The organism is Kitasatospora sp. NPDC058048 (assembly GCF_042885555.1).
GTDB classification, from domain to species: domain Bacteria; phylum Actinomycetota; class Actinomycetes; order Streptomycetales; family Streptomycetaceae; genus Kitasatospora; species Kitasatospora lactacystinica.
This window is the reverse complement of the sequence record NZ_JBHVRT010000061.1, coordinates 16,762-39,466: the sequence shown is the minus strand read 5'-3', so window position 1 is coordinate 39,466 and position 22,705 is coordinate 16,762. Positions and strand designations below refer to the sequence as shown.

General features: G+C 73.6%; 22 protein-coding genes. 8 read left to right on the top strand and 14 right to left on the bottom strand.

The features are described from left to right. Positions 1-146: 146 nt before the first annotated feature. Both ACFVVA_RS39325 and ACFVVA_RS39320 read left to right on the top strand, forming a co-directional pair. Positions 147-695, top strand: coding sequence for an RBBP9/YdeN family alpha/beta hydrolase (locus tag ACFVVA_RS39325; RefSeq protein WP_387695489.1), 549 nt, complete (start codon positions 147-149; stop codon positions 693-695). Between the two features lie 40 nt (positions 696-735). After that, positions 736-1,347, top strand: a complete 612-nt coding sequence (locus tag ACFVVA_RS39320) for a hypothetical protein (protein WP_387695488.1) — start codon at positions 736-738, stop codon at positions 1,345-1,347. A gap of 87 nt (positions 1,348-1,434) precedes the next feature. Here ACFVVA_RS39320 and ACFVVA_RS39315 read toward each other — a convergent pair whose 3' ends face one another. Continuing rightward, the gene (locus tag ACFVVA_RS39315) at positions 1,435-2,085 is read right to left on the bottom strand and encodes a GntR family transcriptional regulator (protein WP_387695487.1); all 651 of its coding nucleotides are present in this window, start codon (positions 2,083-2,085) and stop codon (positions 1,435-1,437) included. A gap of 242 nt (positions 2,086-2,327) precedes the next feature. On the opposite strand from ACFVVA_RS39315, the gene ACFVVA_RS39310 reads away from it, so the two are divergent. Further along, positions 2,328-3,341 carry an asparaginase gene (locus ACFVVA_RS39310; RefSeq protein WP_387695497.1) on the top strand — a complete coding sequence of 338 codons (1,014 nt, stop codon included), beginning with the start codon at positions 2,328-2,330 and terminating at the stop codon, positions 3,339-3,341. 88 nt (positions 3,342-3,429) lie between these two features. Here the strand turns inward: ACFVVA_RS39310 and ACFVVA_RS39305 are convergent, their stop codons facing one another. The 5 genes from ACFVVA_RS39305 to map all read right to left on the bottom strand — a co-directional run bounded on the left by ACFVVA_RS39305 (position 3,430) and on the right by map (position 9,665). Next, the gene (locus ACFVVA_RS39305; RefSeq protein WP_387695486.1) at positions 3,430-5,739 is read right to left on the bottom strand and encodes a transglycosylase domain-containing protein; all 2,310 of its coding nucleotides are present in this window, start codon (positions 5,737-5,739) and stop codon (positions 3,430-3,432) included. A 171-nt stretch (positions 5,740-5,910) separates the two neighbouring features. Then, the gene (locus ACFVVA_RS39300) at positions 5,911-7,422 is read right to left on the bottom strand and encodes an alpha/beta hydrolase (RefSeq protein ID WP_387695485.1); all 1,512 of its coding nucleotides are present in this window, start codon (positions 7,420-7,422) and stop codon (positions 5,911-5,913) included. Positions 7,423-7,605: 183 nt separating this feature from the next. Beyond that, entirely contained in the window at positions 7,606-8,031 is a 426-nt protein-coding gene (locus tag ACFVVA_RS39295) for a thioesterase family protein (protein ID WP_359912486.1), read from the bottom strand. Between the two features lie 114 nt (positions 8,032-8,145). Then, complete coding sequence (locus ACFVVA_RS39290) at positions 8,146-8,841, bottom strand: HAD family hydrolase (protein WP_387695484.1); 696 nt, start codon at positions 8,839-8,841, stop codon at positions 8,146-8,148. A gap of 56 nt (positions 8,842-8,897) precedes the next feature. Then, on the bottom strand, positions 8,898-9,665 hold the full coding sequence (gene map / locus ACFVVA_RS39285) for a type I methionyl aminopeptidase (RefSeq protein ID WP_387695483.1): 768 nt from the start codon (positions 9,663-9,665) through the stop codon (positions 8,898-8,900). Between the two features lie 99 nt (positions 9,666-9,764). On the opposite strand from map, the gene ACFVVA_RS39280 reads away from it, so the two are divergent. The 3 genes from ACFVVA_RS39280 to ACFVVA_RS39270 all read left to right on the top strand — a co-directional run bounded on the left by ACFVVA_RS39280 (position 9,765) and on the right by ACFVVA_RS39270 (position 12,453). After that, positions 9,765-10,034 carry a helix-turn-helix domain-containing protein gene (locus ACFVVA_RS39280; protein ID WP_387695482.1) on the top strand — a complete coding sequence of 90 codons (270 nt, stop codon included), beginning with the start codon at positions 9,765-9,767 and terminating at the stop codon, positions 10,032-10,034. Between the two features lie 268 nt (positions 10,035-10,302). Beyond that, positions 10,303-11,340: a lysine-2,3-aminomutase-like protein gene (locus ACFVVA_RS39275; protein ID WP_387695481.1), complete on the top strand. Its 1,038-nt coding sequence runs from the start codon at positions 10,303-10,305 to the stop codon at positions 11,338-11,340. A gap of 150 nt (positions 11,341-11,490) precedes the next feature. After that, complete coding sequence (locus ACFVVA_RS39270) at positions 11,491-12,453, top strand: DMT family transporter (protein WP_387695480.1); 963 nt, start codon at positions 11,491-11,493, stop codon at positions 12,451-12,453. Between the two features lie 151 nt (positions 12,454-12,604). On the opposite strand, the gene ACFVVA_RS39265 is transcribed toward ACFVVA_RS39270, so the two are convergent. From ACFVVA_RS39265 to ACFVVA_RS39255, 3 genes are read right to left on the bottom strand one after another with little or no spacing between them, the layout of a single operon-like run. After that, positions 12,605-13,999 carry an ABC transporter substrate-binding protein gene (locus tag ACFVVA_RS39265; RefSeq protein WP_387695479.1) on the bottom strand — a complete coding sequence of 465 codons (1,395 nt, stop codon included), beginning with the start codon at positions 13,997-13,999 and terminating at the stop codon, positions 12,605-12,607. Positions 14,000-14,050: 51 nt separating this feature from the next. Beyond that, on the bottom strand, positions 14,051-14,959 hold the full coding sequence (locus tag ACFVVA_RS39260) for a carbohydrate ABC transporter permease (RefSeq protein WP_387695478.1): 909 nt from the start codon (positions 14,957-14,959) through the stop codon (positions 14,051-14,053). Next, complete coding sequence (locus tag ACFVVA_RS39255) at positions 14,956-15,888, bottom strand: sugar ABC transporter permease (protein ID WP_359912458.1); 933 nt, start codon at positions 15,886-15,888, stop codon at positions 14,956-14,958. Before ACFVVA_RS39255 ends, ACFVVA_RS39260 begins: the two co-directional genes overlap by 4 nt. A 226-nt stretch (positions 15,889-16,114) precedes the next feature. Between ACFVVA_RS39255 and ACFVVA_RS39250 the strand changes: the two genes are divergently transcribed. After that, positions 16,115-16,801, top strand: coding sequence for an SMI1/KNR4 family protein (locus tag ACFVVA_RS39250; protein ID WP_387695477.1), 687 nt, complete (start codon positions 16,115-16,117; stop codon positions 16,799-16,801). 69 nt (positions 16,802-16,870) lie between these two features. On the opposite strand, the gene ACFVVA_RS39245 is transcribed toward ACFVVA_RS39250, so the two are convergent. The 3 genes from ACFVVA_RS39245 to ACFVVA_RS39235 all read right to left on the bottom strand — a co-directional run bounded on the left by ACFVVA_RS39245 (position 16,871) and on the right by ACFVVA_RS39235 (position 19,694). Continuing rightward, positions 16,871-17,632 (bottom strand): SDR family NAD(P)-dependent oxidoreductase, encoded by a 762-nt coding sequence (locus ACFVVA_RS39245; protein WP_387695476.1) that lies wholly within the window; start codon positions 17,630-17,632, stop codon positions 16,871-16,873. Next, on the bottom strand, positions 17,629-19,038 hold the full coding sequence (locus ACFVVA_RS39240) for an MFS transporter (RefSeq protein ID WP_387695475.1): 1,410 nt from the start codon (positions 19,036-19,038) through the stop codon (positions 17,629-17,631). The genes ACFVVA_RS39245 and ACFVVA_RS39240 overlap by 4 nt, the downstream gene beginning before the upstream one ends. Before the next feature lie 77 nt (positions 19,039-19,115). Next, positions 19,116-19,694 carry a TetR/AcrR family transcriptional regulator gene (locus ACFVVA_RS39235; RefSeq protein WP_387695474.1) on the bottom strand — a complete coding sequence of 193 codons (579 nt, stop codon included), beginning with the start codon at positions 19,692-19,694 and terminating at the stop codon, positions 19,116-19,118. Between the two features lie 152 nt (positions 19,695-19,846). Between ACFVVA_RS39235 and ACFVVA_RS39230 the strand changes: the two genes are divergently transcribed. Then, positions 19,847-20,320, top strand: a complete 474-nt coding sequence (locus ACFVVA_RS39230) for a DoxX family protein (RefSeq protein WP_387695473.1) — start codon at positions 19,847-19,849, stop codon at positions 20,318-20,320. A gap of 76 nt (positions 20,321-20,396) precedes the next feature. On the opposite strand, the gene ACFVVA_RS39225 is transcribed toward ACFVVA_RS39230, so the two are convergent. After that, on the bottom strand, positions 20,397-20,708 hold the full coding sequence (locus ACFVVA_RS39225; RefSeq protein ID WP_387695472.1) for an MTH1187 family thiamine-binding protein: 312 nt from the start codon (positions 20,706-20,708) through the stop codon (positions 20,397-20,399). 87 nt (positions 20,709-20,795) lie between these two features. Beyond that, positions 20,796-22,277: a SulP family inorganic anion transporter gene (locus ACFVVA_RS39220; RefSeq protein WP_387695496.1), complete on the bottom strand. Its 1,482-nt coding sequence runs from the start codon at positions 22,275-22,277 to the stop codon at positions 20,796-20,798. Positions 22,278-22,705 lie beyond the last annotated feature (428 nt).

The window sequence follows — 22,705 nt, the reverse complement described above, 5'->3', positions numbered from 1 at the left end:
GGGCGCACCGGGCGCGCAACGGCGCATGCGGACGTGCACGCGCCGGTTGCGGAGAGTGAGCGCCGGTGGGGCGCCCGGCTGCGGAGGCCGGCGGCCCGGGTCCTAGAATCCTGCTGCCCACGACCGTCCCCCTCCCGGAGAAGCCCATGCCCGACCGCACCACCTATCTCGTCCTGCCCGGCTACCAGAACTCCGGCCCCGAGCACTGGCAGACCCGCTGGGAGGCGGCCGAGCCGGACTCCTTCCGCCGGGTCGAACAGGCGGACTGGGACCACCCGGAGCGGACGGACTGGGTGGCCCGGGTGGACGCGGCGGTGGCCGAGGCCGCCGCCCGGGGCCCGGTGGTACTGGTCGCCCACAGCCTGGGCTGCGTCACGGCGGCCCACTGGGCGGCCACCGCCGCCGCCGGGCGGACCGCCGCCGTCCGGGGCGCGCTGCTGGTGGCCCCGGCGGACGTCGACACCGCCGAGGTCCCGGAGCTGGTGGGCTTCCGCCCGGTGGCGCTGGAGCCCCTGCCGTTCCCGGCCGTGGTGGTCTCCTCGACCGACGACCCGTGGGTCTCCCCCGGGCGGGCCCGCACGTTCGCCGCCGCCTGGGGCGCCCGGTACGTCGAGCCGGGCGCGTACGGGCACCTCAACTCCGACTCCGGACTGGGCGACTGGCCGGAGGGCCGGAAGCTGCTCGCCGAGCTGTGACCGCGACCACGGGGGAACGGGGAACGGGGGCGGAGGGACGATGAACCGGGGGACGACGAACCGACGCACGTCCCGGTCCAGGCGCGTCCTGGTCCGGCTGCTGGCGGCCGGCGGGCTGGCCGCCGTGCTGCTCTACACGGAGGGGCAGTGGGAGAGCCGGTCGGGCGGGCGGATGCTGGTGGCCGACCTGTTCAACCGGCCGGAGCTGCTGCTCGGCGGCGCGCTGGCGGCGCTGATCGCGGCCGCCTGGCTGGGCGACCTGCGGGCCGCGGTGCGGACGGCCACCCGGGCCGTCACGGTGACCGCCGGGGTGGTGTTCCTGCTCGGCGTGGTGGCCGCGCACAAGGTGTCGGCGGCCGAGACCCGCAGCCGGGAGGACGCCCCGGCCGGGGCCGAGCGCGCCCTGGTGGTGGTGCACCGCTCGTACGCCACCGGGCCGGAGTCGGGCGAGCACTGGCAGGTGCTGCTGGAGAGCGGTGAGGGCTGGTCGGCCCGGCGCTGGTCGCTGGCGGACGTCGGCAGGGACCAGGGCGACGCCCGGCTGGTGGAGGCGAGCTGGACCGGGCGGGCGCAGATCACCGTGGTGACCGACTCCTACCGGCGGGTGTTCAACCTCGACCAGGACAGCGGGGAGCCGGTCGCGGCGCGGTAGCCCGGCCCGGGCCCGAGGCCGTCGCCCGTCGCCCGTCGCCCGTCGCCCGTGGACAGCTGGGCAGCTGGGCAGCTGGGCAGCTGGGCGTCACTGCTCCGTCATGTGCGCGATCATCTGCTCCCGGACCCGGTCGAGGTGGCGGGCCATCACCTCGGCGGCGCGGTCGGCCCGGCCCTCGGCGACGGCCTCCGCGAGGTGCTCGTGGTCGGCTATCGAGGCCTCGGTGTGCGAGGCCGGCACGTTGTGCCGGCTGCGGAGCACCGCGATCTGCTGGTGCACGCGCTCCACCTGTTCGGCGATCCGGGGGCTGCGGGCCGCGTCGAGCAGCGCCTGATGGAAGTCGAGACTGCTGCGGTGGGCGAACCGGCGGCCCCCGGTCATCAGCTTCCTCGACTGTTCGCACGCCCGGCGCAGGGCCGTGACGTCCTTGCGGTCGCGCCGCTCGGCGGCCAGGCGCGCGGCGGCGGTCTCCAGCGCGGACCGCAGCTCGAAGAGGGCCTCGACCTCCCGCGGGCCGGCCTCGAAGACGACGGCGCCCTTGTTGGGCACGTGCACGAGCAGGCCCTCGCTGACGAGCTGCCGGATGGCCTCGCGCAGCGGCCCCCTGCTGATGCCCAGCTCGCGGGCGACCTCCACCTCGTTGATCCGGGTTCCGGACGGGATCTCGCCGGTGAGGACGCGCTCGCGGAGCGTGCCCACGAGCTGGCCCGCCAGGCCGCGCCGGAGGGTCTCTGGCATGGGTGGTGTCCGTCCGTTCGGGACTGGCCGCCGCTGTCGTCCGGCCAGGTCGGGGGGTGTGCCCGGGGTGATGGGCCGGAGCGCCGTGGCGTCGGCGGCCGACGGTGGCACAGGGCCGCGTCCGAGTATGTCAGCACCCGGCGGGGGCACCGGCGCGGACCACGTTAAAGTGATAACTGTTGACAGTTCGAGTCGTCCTTTCGGCCGTGGGGCCGAGGAGAGGGGAATGCGCTGTGCACGCGATGGTGGCGGAGGTGTGGCGAGGTGACTTCCTGGAGTCGGTGCACCACGGGACGGTCCTCGCACTCGGTCCTGACGGGCGGACGGTGCTGAGCGTCGGCGAGACCGACCGCCCGATGTACCCCCGGTCGTCCAACAAGCCGCTCCAGGCCCTCGGCATGCTGCGGGCCGGACTCGACCTGGACGGCGAACTGCTGGCCCTGGCCTGCGCCAGCCACTCCGGCGAGGCCTTCCACCTCGACGGCGTCCGCGAGATCCTCGGGGGCGCCGGCCTCGACACCGGCGCTCTGCGGTGCACGGCCGCGCTGCCCATCGGGGAAGCCGCACTGCGGGACCACCTGGCGGCCGGCGGCGGCCCCACCGCGCTGACGATGAACTGCTCGGGCAAGCACGCCGCGATGCTCGCCACCTGCGTCGCCAACGGCTGGGACACGGCCACCTACCTCGACCCCGGCCATCCCCTGCAGCGGGCCCTGCGCGACACCGTCGAGGACCTGGCCGGGGAGAAGGTCGCCGCGACCGGCGTGGACGGCTGCGGAGCCCCCCTGTTCGCCATCGGCTACCGCGGCCTGGCCCGGGCCTTCGCCGCACTGGCGACCGGCCCCGCCGGATCCCCGGAACAGCGGGTCGCCCGGGCGATGAACCGGCACGCCGAGTACGTCGGCGGGACCGGTCGGGACGTGACCCGCCTGATGCGCGCGCTTCCCGGATCGGTCGCCAAGGACGGCGCGGAAGGGGTCTACGCCCTGGCGCTCCCCGACGGCTCCGCCGTCGCGCTCAAGATCGCGGACGGCTCCACCCGGGCCCGTCCCGTGGTGCTGGCCGCCGCGCTGCGACGGCTCGGCGTCCCCGTGGACACCGACGACACCCTCGCCGAACTGGCCGTCGTCCCCGTCCTCGGACACGGCGAACCGGTCGGCTCGGTGCGCCCGGCCCGGGCGCTCCTGGACGGTTCTCCGCTCCGGCCCGCCGAGCCCGGCACCACCGAGCCCGGCGCCACCGCTCCGACGGCCTGACGGCCTGCCGCCGCCCGGACGCACGGCGAAACCCCCGTCCGCCCGCGCGCCCCGGCCCCGCACGAGTACTCGTGCGGGGCCGGGCGGCTCACCGGTCCTCGGGGTCCGCGGTGCCGGGCGGGGCGAAGGGCCCGGTGCGGCCGGGGGTCGGGGTGCCCCCGCGCGGCCTGCCGGTGTTCCCCGGGCCGCCGGTGGCGGGGGCGACGGTGCAGCCGGCCGAGCCCGGCGTGCCGCCGGGAGTGGGGCAGTTGGTGTCCCGCCGCACCGGGTCCGGGATGTAGACGGTGGTGAAGTCCTTCTCCGGCATGTTCCGCACCGCGTCGCTCATCGCCTGCTGCCAGATCGGGCCGGGGCCGGTGGCGCCGAAGACCTCGGCCTGGTACTTGCCGCCGATCCGGATGTTGCGCATCGGCACCTTGGTACCGGGGCTGCCCAGCCAGACCGAGCCCGCCAGGTTGCCCGTGTAGCCGGTGAACCAGGCCGACTTCTTCTCGTCCGTCGTCCCGGTCTTGCCGGCGATCTGGCGGCGGTCGTCCAGGCCGAGGTCCCGCGCGGTGCCGCCCTTCTCGGTCACCCCGAGCAGCACGCTGTTGATCACGTCGGCGGTGTCCTCGGACATCACCGGGGTGCACCGGGCCGGGGGCACCGGGACGTCGGCGCCGTCCACCGTGGTGATCCGGTTGATCGCCATCGGCGCGCAGTAGGTGCCCCGGGCGGCGAAGGTCGCGTACACGTTGGCCATGGTCAGCGGGCTGACCTCCTGGGTGCCCAGGCCGAGCGCCGGCACCTCCTGCAGCGCCGAGCCGTCGGCCTTGCCCTCCATGCCCAGCTTGTTGGCCATCTGCTTGACGGCGCAGAGGCCGATCTCCTGCTCCATCTGCACGAAGTAGGTGTTCACGGAGAGCGCCATGGCCTGCTTGAGCTCGTACGGGCCGACCTCGGAGGTGCTCTCGTTGGGGATGGTCCCCTCCTTCTTCCCCTTGCTGAGGTTCTTCCAGGTGCCGTCGCAGGTCCGCATCGTCGGCCAGTCCATCCGGTTGGGCGAGTCGTACCGCTGGGTCTTCGACAGCCCGGCCTCCAGGGCGGCGGCGGCCACGATCGGCTTGAAGTTGGAGCCGGGCTGGAAGCCGATGCCGCCGCCCATCGCCGCGTCCACGTTGTAGTTGACGACGGTCTCGTTCTTCTCCTTGGCCAGGCCGTACGGGCGGGTCTGCGCCATCGCCAGGATCTTGCCGCTGCCGGGCTCGACCATCGTCATCGCGGCCGAGACCGGGTCGGTGACGTACACCTTGGTGGAGACGGCGTTCTGGGCCGCGGCCTGCTTGTCCGGGTCCAGCGTGGTGTAGATGTTCAGGCCGCCGGTGTCCCACAGCTTCTTGCGCTCCGCCGCGCTCTTGCCGAACGACGGGTCCTGCTTGACCACGTGGCGCACGTAGTCGCAGAAGAAGCCCATCCCGGCCTGGGCGGTGATGCAACCGTTGCGCGGGTCCTTGTAGTTGAGGCCGAGCGGGGCGGCCTTCGCCTCCCTGGCCTGCTCCGCGGTGATGTGCTTGTTCTCCACCATCTTGTCGATGACGGTGTCGCGGCGCTTCTGGGCGGCCACCGGGTGCAGCTTCGGGTCGTACTGGGACGGGTTCTGCACCAGCCCGGCGAGCATCGCCGCCTCGGGCAGGACGAGGTCCTTGGCGTCCTTGCCGAAGTAGCGCTGGGAGGCGGCCTGGATGCCGTACGCCTGGTGGCCGTAGAAGGTGATGTTGAGGTAGTTGGTGAGGATCTGCTCCTTGGTCAGGTCCTCCTCCAGCTTGATGGCGTACCGGAGTTCCTGGATCTTGCGGCCGAGCGTCTTGCGCTGCGCCTCGCGCACCGCGTCCGGGTCGTCCCCGGCCTTCTCGACGTTGACGTTCTTGACGTACTGCTGGGTCAGGGTGGAGGCGCCCTGGACGGCGGCGCCGCTCTCCGCGTTCTTGGTGATCGCGCGCAGGATGCCCTTGAGGTCGACGGCGCCGTGCTCGTAGAACCGGGCGTCCTCGATGTCGACCTGCGCCGTACGGATCAGCGGGGACATCTGGTCGGCGGGTATGACGGTCCGGTCGCGCTCGTACACCTTGGCGATCAGACCGCCGTTGGCGTCGAAGATCTGGGTCGCCTGGCTCAGTGACGGGGTCCTGAAGTCGTCGGGGATGCTCTCGAAGCCCTCGGCGCCGTTCTTCGCCCCGAGTCCGACCGCCCCGGCCGCCGGGAGGATCAGGCCCGCCAGCAGGATGCCGCCCAGCACGCTGGCGCCGAGGAAGGTGGCCGCGTGGCCCAGGATGCCGAGCGGGGTCTCGCGGCGCCTCGGGCGCGGCACCCAGGTGTCGCCCGGGTCCGAGGCGGCGGGTATGCGGCTCTTCGGTGACATAGATCGAACATTACGGCCGTCAACAGGCCGTGGGGGGCGGGTGCCGGTGAAGGATTGTCACAAAATCGCGACGGATTCGACTCATTCCCGGGGGCCGAACGGGCGTGCACGCAGGAACAAGGGCCGTTCGTCCACGGCCCGTTGCCCCCGCACGCCACCTCGCGCCCCCGCTCAGCCCGCCGGGCAGAAGACGTCCCGGACCGGGCGGCGGCCGGTGACCAGGTAGTCCGTCACCACCTGGTCGCCGCAGGCGTTCCCGTTGGCCCGGTACACGTCGTGGCCGCCCGAGTCCACCGCCACCATCCGCGCCCGGTCCCCGAAGGCCGCCCGCAGCTTGAGCGCACCGGCGTACGGCGTCGCGGGGTCGCGCAGGTTCTGGGTGAGCAGCACGTTGGCCGGGCCGCGGTCGGTCACCCGCACCGGCGGCTCGGCGGGCGCGAACGGCCAGAAGGCGCAAGGCATCACGTTCACCGGCAGGCCGGCGGTGAGCGGACGGGCGGCGCGGTCCGCGGTGACGGCCTTGGTGTAGCCCGCTGGGTCGGTGGGCCACTTGACGTCGTTGCAGAGGGTGCCGACCGAGACGGCGAGGGTGTTCTGCACCGCCTGCAGCTCCCGCTCGCCCGGCTTGGGCGGGACGGGCAGCGGAGCACGGCCGAGACCGGCCAGCATCAGCCGGGCGAGGACCGGGAACTTCGCGTCCGCGTACATGCTCTCCAGCAGGGTCTCGCGCAGCACGTTGCCGTTCAGCTCCGCCGGGTTGGCGCCCTCCCAGGGCAGCGGGGCCCGGTCGAGGCGGGCGGCGAGGTCGAGGAAGAGCGGGCGGACCTCCTCGGGGGTGTCCGCGACCCGGTCCGGGTTGTCCGGGGCCGACGCCCAGGCGGCGAAGTCGGGGAAGCGGTCCTCCACGCCCCGACCGTAGTTGTCCAGCCAGCCGCGCCCGACCCGGGTCGGGTCCGGGTCGTCGTTGCTGTCCAGCACGATCCGGTCGGTGCGCTCGGGGAGCATGGTGGCGTAGACCGCGCCCGCGTAGGTGCCGTACGAGACGCCCCACACGGAGAGGCGGCGCTCACCGAGGGCGCGGCGCACGCTGTCCATGTCGCGGGCCTCGTTGGCGGTGGAGATGCTGCGCAGCACCGGGCCGCCGTTGCGTGCGCAGGTCTCGGCGACGCGGCGGGCGGTGGCCAGGTTCCCGTCGATCGAGCCGTCGGCGGCCGGCCAGGGACGCACCTTGACCATCGACAGGTCGGCGGTGTCCAGTCCGCAGCTGACCGGGGTGGAACGGCCGACGCCGCGCGGGTCGAAGCCGACCACGTCGTAGCGGTCCCGGACGGACTGCGGCAGGTGCCCCGCCATGCCGTGGACGAGGTCGAGGCTGGAGCCGCCCGGTCCGCCGGGGACGGCCAGCAGCACGCCGCGGCGCAGGCCGGGATCGGCGGCGGTGATCCGGGAGACGGCGAGGGTGATGCGGGGGCCGTTCGGGTCGGCGTAGTCCAGCGGGACGGTGACCTCGGCGCAGCGCTGGGGGCTGTCGGCCGGGGCGTCCGGGCAGGCGGCCCAGGCCAGGCCGTCCCTTCCGGGCGCCGCGGTGCCGGCCGCGCCGGCGGGCAGGGCGCTCAGCGCGGTCACGGCGAGGGCGGCGGCCGCGGTGACCGCGGCGGCGATGGTGCGGGTGGGCTTCGTCATGCCCAAGAGTCTGCTGCGGCACGGGACTTGGTCCCATCCGGACAGCGGGCCGGTCAGGGGTGGGGAAATCCCCCGGGGACGGGATGGAGACCGCAGCCGGTCGCGGTCTCCAGCCGTGGAGCGTGAGGGCGGTGGGCGGGGCCGGGTTCGCCGGGCGGGGCCGGGTTCGCCGGGCCCGTTCGCTCAGAGGCCGAGCAGGCCCGGGTCGGCGGCCAGGGCGCGCAGCGGCTCGCGCGGGTCGGCGACCAGCCTGCGCTCCGTCAGGTCGAGGATGCCGCCGACACCGGTGATCTCGGCGGCCAGCACGCCGTCCTCGCGGACCAGCCGCTGCACAAGCTGGAAGGTCTTGCCCTCCCGCCAGGTGAACGAGCAGCCCACCTCCACCGAGTCTCCCGCGCGCAGCTCCCGCAGGTACTTGACCGTGGTCTCCAGGACGACCGGGCCGACCCCCTCGGCGACCAGGTCCGCCTGACGGATCCCGGCCGCCCGGAGGTACTCCCAGCGGGCGTGCTCGGCGTACTGGAGGTAGACCGCCTGGTTGAGGTGCCCCTGGGAGTCGGTCTCGTACCCGCGGACGGTGATGCGCGTGGTGAAGTCCTGATCACTCATGCCCGCACGCTACTCCGGGCCGCGGGCGTGCCACCTCGTGTCCTGCGTCACCCCGTCACGCCGTCACGCCCTCGTGCCGTCATGCCGTCATGCCGTCAGGTCCGGCCTCCGGGATCACCCGGTCAGGACGTCCAGCACCGGCGCGAGGGCGTCCGGGCGCCGGTCGACGGGCAGGTGCTCGACGGGGTGGAAGCCGCAGCCGAGCGCGGTCGCACCGCCGTCGCAGGTGCGGTCGTCGCCGACCATCAGGACGTCGGCCGGGGCGAGCCCGAGCCGCTCGCAGGCGATCTCGAAGATCACCGGATCGGGCTTCTGCGCGCCGACCTCGTACGACAGCACGTAGACGTCGACCAGCTCCGCCAGGCCGTACGCGCGGAAGACCGGCCGCAGGTCCCAGCCGATGTTGCTCACCACCGCGACCGGCACGCCCCGGCGGCGCAGCTCGCGCAGCACGGCGGCGGTGTCCGGGTACGGCCGCCAGTTCGCGGGCGCCCAGTGGGACTCGTAGAGGGCGTCCACGTCGAGGGCGGCGGGCGGCTCGGCGTCGCGGGTCAGCGCGGTGTACGCGGTCCGGTGCAGCTCGGGGGTCAAGTCCCGGGTGTCCCACGCCGGCTGGACCTCCGGCCGGATCCGCCGCGGCGGCACCCCGCCGGGCAGGGCACCGAACTCCTCCAGCCGGGCCACCAGTTCGGCCTCCTCCCGGGCCGGCAGGACGAGGCCGGTGGCGGCAGTGTGGGCCGCCAGCCACTCGGCGGTGGAGACGACGCTGAAGAGGGTGCCGGAGAAATCGAACATCACGCCTTTGGTCATGGACCCCGAGCTTAGGGCGTGCCTTGTGGATCTTGTCGGAGCAGGGCAGGGTCGGATCAGGGCAGGGTGAGAATGCGCGGGCCGTCCTCGGTGATGGCGACGGTGTGCTCGACGTGGGCGGCACGGCTGCCGTCGACGGTGCGCAGGGTCCAGCCGTCCGGATCGGTGCGGTGGTCGTCGCGCCCGCCGGCCAGCAGCATCGGCTCGATCGCCAGCACCAGGCCGGGGCGCAGCGGGTAACCCCGCCCCGGGCGGCCCTCGTTGGCCACGTGCGGGTCCTCGTGCATCCGGCGGCCGATGCCGTGCCCGCCGTAGCCGTCCAGCAGGCCGTAGCGGCCGGCGCGGGCGACGGTGCCGATGGCGTGGGCGATGTCCCCGGTCCGGTTGCCGACCACGGCGGCGGCGATGCCCGCTTCCAGGGCGCGGCGGGTGGTCTCGATCAGGGCGGTGTCCTCGGGGCGGGCGGTGCCGACGGTGAAGCTGATCGCCGAGTCCCCGGCCCAGCCGTCCAGGAGGGCGCCGCAGTCGATGCTCACCAGGTCGCCGTCGCGCAGCCGGTAGCCGTTCGGGATGCCGTGCACCACGGCGTCGTTCACCGAGGCGCAGATGACGGCCGGGAACGGGACGGGCGCGAAGGACGGGCGGTAGCCGAGGAACGGCGAGGCGGCCCCGGCGGCCTTGAGCACGCCCCGCGCCACCTCGTCCAGTTCCAGCAGGCTCACGCCGACCGTCGCGTGCTCCCGGACGGCTGCCAGCGCCTGCGCGACCACGCGCCCGGCCTCGCGCATCGCGGCCAGCCCGGCGTCCGACTTGAGTTCGACCATGGTGCTTCTCTCCTATGGATCCAATTCTTATACCGGTATTTGTATCACGGTCGCGGGGGCGTGGGCGCCGGGCGGCGAGGGGGCCGTAGACTCGTCGGCATGGTGAGGACTCCGCTGACCCCGTGGGAGCGCGAGCGCGGCGAGCGCTTCGGGGCGCTGCTGCGCGAGGCGCGCGGCGAGCGCAGCATGGTCGAGGTGGCCGCGGCGGCCGGCGTCTCGGCCGAGACGCTGCGGAAGATCGAGACCGGCCGGGCACCGACACCGTCCTTCTTCACCATCGCGGCGCTGGCCTTCGCGCTCGACCTGTCCATGGACGACCTGGCCGCCGCGTGCGCGCCCCCGGAGAGCGGCGAGGCGCTCTCCGCCTAGCGCACCGCTCCGCGGCGCCCGTACGCGGACCGTTAACATCCGGTGACGCGGTCTCCCGGATATTGTCACAATCAAAACTTGACGCGTTTATGCCACAGGACTAGCGTCGTCATTCGTCGGCCTTCTTGGTTTTCACCGCCGAATCGATTTCCGAAGCCCTCCTCAAATCCCGTGATGACGTCGCTCGCGGGAATTTCGGTGTCCGTCGAAACGCGGCGCGACACCGTCCGCCGAACGATCTTCATCGGTTTCCCCAGGAGCTGAAGACATGGTCGCCCCGCGCCCGATTCGCACGCCCAAGGAACTGCTCGCACAGCAACTCGTCCCCGAGGAAGAATTCGCGACGATCACCGACGTCGCCAAGAAGTACGCCCTGAGCATCACTCCCGCCATGCGCGACCGGATCGTCGAGCTCGACGATCCGATCGCCCGTCAGTTCGTGCCCACCGGCCAGGAATTGATCTCCCTGCCGGAGGAGCGGGAGGACCCGATCGGCGACGACCCCTTCACCCCCGTCAAGGGCATCACCCACCGCTACCCGGACCGGGTGCTGCTCAAGCCGGTGCTGGTGTGCCCCGTGTACTGCCGGTTCTGCTTCCGCCGGGAGGTGGTCGGCCCCGGCGACTCCATGCTGAAGGAGGGCCAGCTCGCCACCGCTCTGGACTACATCCGCAGTCACCCGGAGATCTGGGAGGTGATCTTCACCGGGGGCGACCCGCTGATCATGTCCCCGAGCCGGCTGCGGCCGATCCTCGCGGCGCTCGACGCGATCGAGCACGTCAAGGTGATCCGCTTCCACACCCGGGTACCGGTGGTGGATCCGGACCGGGTGACCGAGGAACTGGTCGGGGCCCTCACCCTGGACACCCCGGTCTGGGTCGTCGTGCACACCAACCACAGCCAGGAGATCGGCGCCGGCGCCCGTCGCGCGCTGCGGCTGCTGGCCGGCTCCGGCATCCCGCTGGTCAGCCAGACGGTGCTGCTCAAGGGGGTCAACGACACCCCCGAGGCACTGGAGGACCTGTTCCGCACCCTGATCGTGAACCGGGTCAAGCCGTACTACCTGCACCACGGCGACCTCGCCGTCGGCACCAGCCACTTCCGCACCACCATCGCGGAGGGGCAGGCGCTCGTCCGCCGGCTGCGCGGCCGGGTCTCGGGCATGTGCCAGCCGACGTACGTGCTCGACATCCCCGGTGGCCACGGCAAGGTGCCGATCGGCCCTGGCTACCTGAACGGCGACGGGACCGTGACCGACCCGTGGGGCATCACCCACACCTACCCGCCCCGGAGCAGCACGGACTGATCCTGCGACAGTGCCCGGGGGGCCGACCGGCCGACCGGTCCGACGAGCACCGTGGGCCGTCCCCCGGTCCGACGAGCGCCGAGCGCCGCGCACCGAGAAGACCGAGCACCGAGGACCGACCGCCCGACGCCGAAGGGAACCCACCGGCCCATGGTCACCGAGCCCACCCCGTGCCGACCGGACCCCGCCCTCCCGACCCGCTCCCGGAGCTCCGCGACCGGCGTGATCGGCAACGCCGTCCGCCACCCGGGCGGAACGCTGACCCTGATCGGGGCCTCGGCGATCTGGGGCCTGTGGACCACCGCGGAGAAGTACGCCCTGCGCGGGCTCCCGGTCGTGACGGTGCTCGCCGTCTCCCTGGTCACCGCCGCCGCCCTGCCCTGGGCCCTCCTGCTCCGCCGGGGCCACCGGCGCCCGCCGCGCGACCAGCTGCGGCGGCTCGCCCTCCTCGGGCTGTTCGAGCCGATGGTCGGGTACGGGGCGATCGGACTGGGGATGGCGCACATCGACGCGACCCAGGCCTCCGTCCTGCGCGGCTCGGAGGCCTGCTTCGTGGTCGCGCTGGCCGCGCTGGTCGGCCGCCGGGCACCCACGCCGCGCGCCGTCGGCGGCGTGGTGCTGGGCGCGGTGGGCATCGCGGCGCTGGGCGGGAGCCACGCCGTGTTCGGGCTCGGTACGGGGGACCTCCTCGTCCTGCTCGGCACGGTGGCGGCCGCGGCGGCCACCATCCTCACCGGACGGATCGTCCGGGACACCGATCCGCTGGTCGCCACGGCCTACCAGTTCGGCTTCGGGCTGCTGTTCACCGTGCCGCTGATCGCCGGTCAGTGGCTGCTGGGCGGCGCCCTGACCACCGGCGGGGCCGACCCGCTGCACTGGCTGGTCGCGGCCGGGGTCTGCGGCGGCGGGCTGGCGGGCGCGTTCCTGATGTACAACCGCGCCGTGACCCGGACCCCGGTCACCACGGCGGGCGTGCTGCTGAACATCATCCCGGTGTTCGGGCTCGCCTTCGCGGTGCTGCTGCTGGGCGAGCGCATCGACGCCTGGCAGTACGGCGGGGCCGCGCTGATCCTGGCCGGGATCTTCCTCTTCTCCGAGGCGGACACGGCGTAGCCGCGGCCCCTACGACGGCGGCCCGCCCTGCGCGCGGTGCGCGGGGCGGGCCGTCGTCGTGCCGGCGTCCGACCGGGGCGGTCCGGGCGTTCGACCCGGGGTCAGCCGCGGCGGTTCCGGCGCGGCGATTCCGGCGTCCGGCCGGGCCGGTTCAGCCGACCGAGCTGTTGTAGCTCTCGATCGCCGGCTGGAGCTCCTTCGCGGCATCGGCCAGGGCCTGCTGGGCCGGCTTGGTGCCCGCGATGGCCTGCTCGATCGCGGTCTCCACGCCCTTGCGGGCCTGCGGCATCACGCCGAGCAGGCAGCCGGCCGTGGCCGGGGTCGGCTTGGTGGCCTTCAGCTGGTCGATCGCGGTCTGGAACTGCGGGTACTTGGCCACCCACTCCTTGTCCTTGGGGTCGTCCAGGGACTTGGTGTTGACCGGGAAGTAGCCGGTGCCGGTGTGCCAGACGGCCTGCTGCTCGGGGGCGGAGACGAACTTCTCGAACTCCCAGGCGGCGCGCTTCTCGGCGTCCGAGTGGCCGGGGCCGCTGATCCACAGCGAGGCGCCGCCGATCACCGGGCCGCCCTGGTCGGCGGCGTCGACCTTGGGGAAGGCCGCGGTGCCGACGCCGAACTTCGCGGCCTCGGTGTAGCCGCGCAGCACGCCGGTGGACTCCAGGTGCATCGCGACCGTGCCGGCCTTGAACGCGGCCTGGGCGTCGTCGGTGGTGCGGCCGGTGTTGGCCGCATAGCCGCCCTTGACCAGGTCGGCCCACCACTGGACGATCTTGGCGCCCTGGGCGGAGTCGAAGACGACCTTGCCCGCCTTGTTGCCGCGGCCGTTGTCGTTGTCGCAGTACATGGCGCCGGACTCGGCGAGCAGCTGCTCCACGAACCAGCCGTAGATGGCGGCGCCGAAGCCGTACCGGACGGTCTTGCCGTCGGCGTCCTTCTTCGTCAGCTTCTTGGCCAGCTCGCCCAGCTCGTTGAGGTCCTTGGGCGCCTGCGCCGGGTCGACGCCGGCCTCCTTAAAGGCATCGGTGTTCAGGTAGAGCAGCGGCATCGAGGAGTTGAACGGCATCGACTGGAGCTTGCCGCCGACCGAGTAGTAGTTGCGGATGTTGGCGTCGAGGTCGTCCAGCGAGTAGCCGTCCTTGTCGGCGAAGGCCTGGGCCGGGACGGTCTGCTTGGAGTCGATCATGAACCGGGTGCCGATGTCGTAGACCTGTGCCAGGGCGGGGGTGCCCTTCTGCTGCACCGCGGCCTTGTACTTGGTGACCAGCTCGTCGTACTTCCCCTGGAACTGCGCCTTGACCTCGATCTTGCCCTGGTGGGCGGCGTTGAACTGGCCGACCAGCCCGTTCAGCACGTCGGCGTTCTTGCCGGTCATCGAGTGCCAGAACTCCACGGTGGTGACACCGGAGGCCTGGTCGAGCGCCTGGGCGCCGGGCGCTCCGGCGTCGGAGGAGCCTCCGGAGCCGGAACCGGAGCCGCTGGAGCTGCAGGCGGTCAGGGAAAGGCCGGCCACCAGCAGGGCCGCGAGCGCGCGCGCACTCTTCTTCACGAGGGTTCTCTCTCTATCCGGGAAAGCGGGGGACGTGGACGGGACACGCGGTCAGCGGACGGCGCCCGCGGTGAGGCCGCGGACGATGAAGCGCTGGCCGAAGACCACCAGGGCGAGGGTGGGCAGCAGGGAGAGCACGACACCGGCCAGGATCAGCCCGGGATCGGCCATCTCGGAGTCGCGCAGCGAGGTCAGACCGATCTGGAGGGTCTGCATGTTCGCCGTGCGGGTGATGATCAGCGGCCAGAAGTACTGGTTCCAGGCCGACAGGAAGACGTAGATCGACAGCGCCGCGAGGGCCGGCTTGTTGAGCGGGACGACGATCCGCCACAGGAAGCGCCAGTGGCCGGCCCCGTCGATCCGGGCCGCGTCGCGCAGTTCGCCGGGCAGCTGGCGGAAGGCCTGGCGCAGCATGAAGGTGCCGAAGCCGGAGGCCAGGAAGGGCAGCACCAGGCCGAAGTAGGTGTTGCCGAGCCCCCAGCCGGACAGCGTCAGGTAATTGGGGATGATGATGGCCTCCCACGGGACCATCAGCGTGGCCAGGAACACCCCGAACACCACGGCCCGGGCCTTCATCGGCAGGAACACGAACGCGTACGCGGCGAGCACCGAGGTGAACAGCTGGGCGAGCGTGATGGCAGTCGCCACGATCGCCGAGTTGGCGTACTGGCGGGCCAGCGGGATGGCCTCCACGGCGCCGGAGAAGTTCCGTCCGGTGACCGAGTGCGGCACCAAAGCCGGCGGGTAGGAGGAGAGTTCGGACGGGCCCATGAAGGCGCCGGCGATCGCGTAGTAGACCGGGAAGGCCACGGTGACGACCGCGACGGCGAGCAGCAGGTACACGGCGGCGCGGCCGAGCAGGTCGCGCGGGGAGCGCCCGGCGAGGGCACGGGCGCGCGGGCGGGGCGTCCCGGCCCGCGCCCCGGTCTCGGTCTCGGTCTCGGTGGTCAGGGTGGTCATGCGTAGTGCACCTTCCGCTCCAGGACGCCGAACTGGACGGCCGTGCAGGCGAGGACGACCACGAGCAGCACCACGGCCTGGGCGCTCGCGGTGCCGAAGTCGCTGGAGCCGTAGGCGAAGGCCTTCTCGTAGACGGAGTAGACGAGGGTCCGGGTGGAGCCGTCCGGCCCGCCCTTGGTGAGGATGTGGATCTGGCCGAAGCTCTGGAGCGCGTGGACGGTGGAGACCACGGTCAGGAAGAACAGGTTCGGGCCGAGCATCGGGACGGTGATCGAGCGGGCCAGCCGCAGGCCGGAGGCGCCGTCGATGCGGGCCGCCTCCAGGACCTCCCCCGGGATCGAGCCGATGCCCGCGGAGAGCACCAGCACGTTGTAGCCGAGGTTCATCCACACCGTGGTGACGGCCACCGAGAGCAGCGCGTACCGGGAGTCGGTCAGCCAGCCGACCGGGCCGAGGCCGACGTGCGAGAGCAGGCCGTTGAGCACCCCGCTGGCGGGGTTGAAGAACACCGCGAAGACCACCGAGGCGCTGGCCACCGAGAAGGCGAAGGGCAGCGCGAACGCCGAGCGCAGCAGCCGCACGCCGCGGATCCGGTTCTCCAGGAGCAGCACCAGCGCCAGCGCGCCGAGCACCCCGGGCACCACGGTGAGCAGGGTGAACAGGGCCGTGGTCGTCAGGGTGCGGCCGAAGTCGGCCGAGGCGAACAGGTCGGTGTAGTGCTTCGTCCCCACGTAGCGGGAGGGCGCGCCGAAGAGGTCGTTGGCGTGCCCGCTGAGGTAGACGGTCCGGCCCAGCGGGTAGCCGATGAAGAGGACGAAGACCACCAGGGAGGGCAGCAGGAAGGCCCAGGCGAGCCCGTGTTCGCCCCAGCGCCCTCCCCGTGGGGAGCGGCGGCCCGGGAGGGGCCCGGTGTGCGGTGCGGTCGGCATCTTTCGCGCGTCCGCCTTTCGTGATGTCGGTTCCGGCCGAAACCGTGTCTTGCCCGAACGACGGCGTGGAAACCCCGTGGTGATCAACGGGTGTCGCCGGGATTACGCGTTCGCGTCAGATCCGGCCGGTCGTGCCCGGACGGGCGGCGGAGGGGCTGCGCACCGGCGGCGGGCGGGCTGTCGAGCGGTTCACCGCGTTGTCGGAGGGGTGGCGTACGGTGCGCGGGTGGACGAAACGGAATTCGACATCCCGGCGGCAATGGCCGAAAGTGTGCGCTCCCGCGCGGGTGCCTGGGCGCTCGTCAGGGGCTTCGCCGCCTACTGGGGCGAGCCGCTGGGGCCGGGCGACGGCTTCACGGACGCGGAGCTGGACGCAGCCGAGCGGCGGCTGGGCCTGCGGCTGCCGGTGGCGCTGCGCGAGGCGTACCGGCTGTTCGGCCGCCGGGCGGATCTGACCAGCAGCCAGGATGTGCTGCTGACGCCGGACGAGCTGCACGTGCTGGACGGCGCGCTGGTGTACCGGGCGGAGAACCAGGGCTGTGCGCACTGGGGCGTGCCGCTGGACGCCCTCGACCTGGAGGACCCGCCGACGGTGGGCCGGCTCGACCTGGCGGACAAGTCACAGGAGCGGTGGGAGCCCTGGGAGGAGCGCTTCTCCACGGCGGCCGCGGCGATGGCGCTGATGGAGAAGCTGCTGGAGGAGCACGAGCTGACCGACTTCCTCGAATTGGAGGACGAACTGCCGGACGGTCTGCTGGAGTTGCCCGCGCTCGGCCGCAACTTCCGCTGGTACCAGGGCCCGGAGGTGCTGGTCGGGGTGGCCGAGCAGGCCTGGGTGGTGGCCCGCGCCCGCACCCCGCAGGCGCTGGACGCGCTCTACGGGGTGCTGCCCGGGGAGTGGCTGGGCGAGTAGCCGGCCGGCCGGGCGGAGGAGGTTGCCGGCTGGCGGTCGGGCGGAGGGGCTGCCCGGCGGAGGGGCGGGTCAGGCGGAGGAGCCGCCGTCCAGCACCAGGTCGCTGCCGACGGTGTAGCCCGCCTCGTCGGAGGCCAGGTACAGCACCGCGGCGGCCACCTCCTCCGTCGCGCCGACCCGGCCGACCGGGACCTCGGCCCTCATCCGCTCGGCCTTGGCCTCGGCGTCCTCGCCCGGCCGGGAGGACATCGGGGTGTCCACCGCGCCGGGGCTGACGGTGTTGATCCGCACGCCCTCGGCGATGTGGTCGAGGGCGGCGGCCCGGGTCAGCACGGTGACCGCGGCCTTGCTGGCGGCGTAGGCGCCGACGCCGGCGATCCGCTTGTGGGCACCGATGTTGGACGAGACGTTGACGATCGCGCCGCCGCCGTGGGCCCGCATGTGGGCGATCTGCGCCTGCATGGCGAGCAGGGTTCCGGTGACGTTGACACCGATCACCCGCTGCCACTCCGCCTCGTCGATGTCGGCGACCGGGCCGGCGGCGCCGAACACTCCGGCGTTGTTGACGGCGACGTCCAGGCCGCCGAACCGCTCGACGGCCTCCCGGACCAGCCGGGCGGCGTCCTGGGCGTTCGTCACGTCGCCGGTGAGCGCGACCGCCTTGCCGCCGGCCCGCTCGATCAGCTCGACGGTCCCGGCGAGCGGGCCGGCGCCGCGGCCGGCGACCGCGACCCGGGCGCCCTCACGGGCGAAGGCGAGCGCGATGGCCCGGCCGATGCCGCTGCCGGCGCCGGTCACCAGGACGGACTTGTCGGCGAAACGCGTGGTCATGAGGTGAACTCCTTGGTGCGGTCGGTGTGTTCTGTTGCGGTGGGGCTGGTGGGGCCGATGGTCCGGGGCAGGGCGGCGACCGCGACGGCGGTGAGCGCCAGCCCGACGGCGGCCGCCGCGAAGGCCGCGGCGTAGCCGCCGACCACGCTCGGGCGGGTGGCGGCGAGCGCCATCAGGGCGGCCAGTCCGGCGGTGGGGCCGAGTTCCATGGCCGTGTTGAACACTCCCGCGGCCAGTCCGGTGCGCTCGGGCGGCACCCCGCCGGTGGCGAGCACGGTCGCACCGGCGAAGGCCGCGGCGGCGCCGGCGGGCAGCAGGAGCAGTCCGGGCAGCAGTCCGAGGGCATAGCCGCTGCCGGGTCCGAGCCCGGCCAGCAGTCCGAGCCCGGCGGCCGCCAGGGCGAGGCCGCCGGCGGTGACCGCCACCGGGCCGTACCGGACGCTCAGCGGGCCGGCGAGCCGACCGGAGAGCAGCAGGACGACCGCGTACGGCAGGAAGGCGGCGGAGGTGGCCGCGGCGCTCCAGCCGCGCAGCTGCTGGAGGTAGAGCGAGAGCAGGACGAAGGTGAGCGCGGTGCCGGCGGCGGTGGCCATGACGGCCGCGAGCGCGGTGGCCCGGCGCCGGTCGGCGAGGAAGCCGGGCGGCAGCAGCGGGTCGGCGGTGCGGCGTTCGGCGGCGGCGAAGGCCGACAGCAGGAGCGCCCCGGCGACCAGCGGACCGTATGTCCCGGGGCTGCGCCAGCCGTGTTCGGTGGAGGCCACCAGGGCGTAACTCGCCGCGCAGACACCGGCGGTGGCGAGGGCGGCACCGCGCAGGTCCAGCGCCGGGCGGGCGCCGGCCGAGGCGGCCGCGGGCAGGGCCGCGGAACGGACGAGGCCGAGCAGCGCGACCAGTACGGGCACCGCGAACAGCCAGCGCCAGGAGACCGCCGCGGCGACCGCGCCCGAGACGACGCTGCCGACGGTGGCGCCGAGCACCGACAGACCGCCCCAGGTGGCCATCGCCCGCCGGTAGGCGGCCGGTTCGGGGTGCAGCACCCGGACCACCGCGACCGCCGCCGGGGCGGTGAGGGCGGCGCCGACGCCCTGTACGAAGCGGCTCGCCAGCAGGACGGGGTAGCCGGGCGCGAGGGCACAGGCGATCGAGGCGGCGGCGAGCAGTGCCAGGCCGGCGCGGAGCACCGGGCGGCCGCCGTGGCGGTCCGTCAAGCGGCCGCCGAGCAGCAGCAGGGAGCTGAAGGAGAGCCCGTAGGCGGCGCTGAGCAGCAGCACCCCGGACGGGCCGAGTCCGAACTCCCGCGCCACCAGCGGCAGCGGCACGGTCAGGATCATGATCGTGAAGATCAGCACCGCCTGGACGACGCCGAGCAGCGCGAAGCCGTACCGGCCGGTAATGATGACGGCCATGTAAAACCCTCCCCCCTATAAAGACCGTTCGGTCCAGAATGAGCCCCGAAAAAGACGCCGGCCCGGGCCGGCCGGTGTCAGTCCAGCAGTGCCAGCGCCTGCTCGGCGGCGTCCCGCGCCCGGGGCGCGCCGTCGGCGGTCTTGCCCACCACCCGGATGCCCTGGAGCAGCACGACCAGCATCCGGGCGAGCGTCCGCGGATCCCGCCCGGCGGGCAGTTCGCCCTGCGCGGCGGCCCGCGCCAGGGCGGCGGTGAGCAGCGTCTCCAGGCGGTCGAGGCTCGCCTCCACCCGGCGGGACGCCGCCGGGTCGTGCGGGGCCAGCTCCACCGCCGTGTTGGTGACGAAGCAGCCGCGCCGCCCCTCCTCCTCGTCCGTCACGGCGTACCGGCGGACCAGCGCCCTGACCGCTGGCAGCGCCGGACCGGGCTGGGAGAGGTCGAGCAGCCGCGCCGAGTCGCTCTGCTCGCAGTAGCGCTCCAGCGCCCGCAGGTACAGCTCGCGCTTGCTGCCGAAGGTCGCGTAGATGCTCGCCCGGGCGATGCCGAGCCGCTCGACCAGGTCGGCCATCGACGTCGCCTCGTAGCCGCGCTGCCAGAACAGCTCCAGGGCCGCCTGCAGCGCCGCGTCCGGGTCGAATTCCTTCGTTCGCGCCATGCCGGGAACAGTAGCCTTTTCTGGACCGAGCGGTCAAGAAAGAGCAACTATTGGTCCAGACCTGATCTCTGACGGAGCATTGCCAAGTGGACTAGACCAAGGCTACCCTTACCGCTCCCATCCACCTCCTTCCCCCACAGGAGGCGTTTCGCATGCCCGCACACCGCCCCAACCACCCCCGGCAGACCGCCGACGCCGCCAGACCCGTCGTGCTGACGGCCTTTCGGATCGTCGTCGGCCTGCTCTTCGCCTGCCACGGCGCCGCCTCGCTGTTCGGCGTGCTCGGCGGCGCCAAGGGCGGCGGCACCGTCCCGCTCGGCCAGTGGCCCGGCTGGTGGGCCGCGCTGATCCAGCTGGTCGGCGGCGCCCTGGTGCTGCTCGGCGCCGGCACCAGGGTGGCCGCCCTGCTCTGCTCCGGCTCGATGGCCTACGCCTACTTCACCGTCCACCAGGAGCACGCCCTGCTGCCCCTGCAGAACGGGGGCGAGGCCTCGGTGCTGTTCTGCTGGGCCTTCCTGGCCATCGCGACGCTCGGCTCCGGCCCGTACGCCCTGGACCGGCTGCTCACCCGCCGGCCGCCGGCCGTCGCGGCCGAACCGGCGGTCCGGCCGACGTCGACGGTCTGACCGGCCGGCCCGAACCAACCACCGTCCGGAGAAGCTCACCTGACGGTACGTCGGCCATCAGCGGCCCGACGGACTCTCAGCGGTCCGACGGGCTCGCAGCGGCCAGGTGCCGCTCGACCGAGGCGACCTTGGCGGTGAGGCCGTCGGTGACCCCGGCCCGGTCGTCGATCTTGATGACCGTGCTCACCCGGTTGCCGTACGCCTTCACCACCTCGATCGCCGCCCTGATCACCGGCATCACCTCGTCCCACTCCCCCTCGATGCTGGTGAACATCGCGTCCGTGCGGTTCGGGAGACCGCTCTCCCGCACCACCCGGACGGCGGCGGCCACCGCCTCCCCCACGTCCTCGCCGATCCCCAGCGGGGTCACCGAAAAAGCTGCGATCACGGCTCTGCGCTCCTTGTGCTGGACGACACGGGTCGCTGGTCCGGGCCGACCCGGACCAGCGACCAGGCTAGAGCCTGCCTCCTGACCTCAGGCGACGCTCGGCAGCGGCGGGTCGACCGCCAGCGGCGCGGTGGAGCGGGCCCGGTGCTGGGCGGCCCAGGAGACCAGCGCCACCGTGCAGGCGTGGTCCAGGTGGCGCAGCCCGGACCAGTCCAGTTCCACCGGCCGGTCCGCCGGCAGCCGCTCCAGGGTGTCCAGCAGCCGGGGCAGCCGCAGGAAGGTGGCGTTGCCGCTCAGCCGCACCCGGTGCAGCGCCTCCCCGGTCGGCTGCGGCTGCTCCTCCACCGCGATCTGCAGGTGCGAGGTCTGCCAGGCGGACTTGGCCACCGCCAGGCCGACGCCGATCAGCACCCCGTCGAACAGGTCGGTGGCGATGATCGCGGCCGCCGTCACCACCAGCACCAGCGCCTCGCCCAGGTGCCCGCGGCAGAGCGCGACGATCCGGCGCAGCGGCACCAGCTTGGCGCCGGCGTGCACCAGGACGGCGGCCAGCGCGGTGAGCGGCACCAGCCCGAGCACGCCGGGCAGCAGCGCGGTGAACAGCAGCAGCCAGGCGCCGTGCAGCACCCGCGAGGCCTTGGTGCGCGCGCCGGCCTGGACGTTGGTGGCGCTGCGCACGATCACGGCGGTCATCGGCAGCGCGCCGAGCAGTCCGCAGACGGTGTTGCCGACGCCCTGGGCGGTGAGTTCGCGGTCGTAGTGGGTGCGCGGGCCGTGGTGCATCCGGTCGACGGCGGCGGCGCTGAACAGCGTCTCGGCGGAGGCGATCAGGGTGAAGGCGACGACCGTGCCGATCCCGGCGGTGCCGGCCAGGGCGGTCAGCGACTCGCGGTCGGGCAGGTGCACCACGTCGAACAGTCCGGCCACCCGGATCCTGGCCACCGGCAGGTCGGCGACCGCGGTGACGGCTGCGGCCAGTCCGACGGCGGCCAGCGGGGCGGGGACGGCCCGGGCGGCGCGCTCCGGCAGGTACTTCCAGCCGACCAGGACCAGCAGGGTGCCGAGGCCGAGGGCGACCGCGCTCGGGTTGGCCGCCGCGGTCAGCACGTCGCCCAGCAGGGCGGGCAGGCCGGCGATCTTCTCCGGCCCGGTGGCGGGGGCGCGGCGGTCGGCGAGCGCGTAGAGCTGGCCGAACACCAGGGTCAGTCCGATGCCGGCCAGCATGCCGTGCACCACCGAGGCGGACATCGCCCGGAACCAGCGGCCGAGCCGCAGGGCGCCCATCGCCAGCTGGAGCAGGCCGGTGGCGAGCACCAGCAGGCCGAGCGCGCCGACGCCGAAGCGGTGGACGGCGTCGGCGACCAGGACGGTCAGCCCGGCGGCGGGACCGCTGACCTGGAGGCTGCTGCCGGGCAGCAGGCCGGCGACCAGGCCGCCGACGATCCCGGTGACCAGCCCGAGTTCGGCCGGGACGCCGGAGGCGACGGCGACGCCGACGCAGAGCGGGAGGGCGACCAGGAACACCACCAGCGAGGCCGGCAGGTCATGACGCCAGGGGATTGCGCGCAGGACGGCGACCGGGGTGCGGGGCCGGCCCGGCGGGCCGTGCTTGCGGAGGCGGCCCGGCGGGCTGTCGCTCCGGTGGGGCGGCGGGTTCACCCGGTCACCACCAGGGACCGGGCAGGGGTGCAGCAGCGCATGGGGACGTTCCTTCCGCGCGCCCGCCGCAGCGGGCGCGCCGTTGCAAGGGCGGGGAGCACGAGGAAGAAGGGGGAAGGGACCGCGCCGGGGGCGGCGACAGCGGTACGGCCGCGGGTCCGGGCGGACCAGAGCGCGGCGGCGGGTGTCGGGTCGGTGCGGCCGGGGGGGTGCGTCCCTCGCTCGGGTACGGCGGACCGGGCACGCTGGTCCTGGACGGGGCCACCGGCGGAGTTCCCCCGCTCCGCGGCGCTCCCAAACCCCCCTGCCGCGGCCTCAGTTGGACATCACGGGCCCGG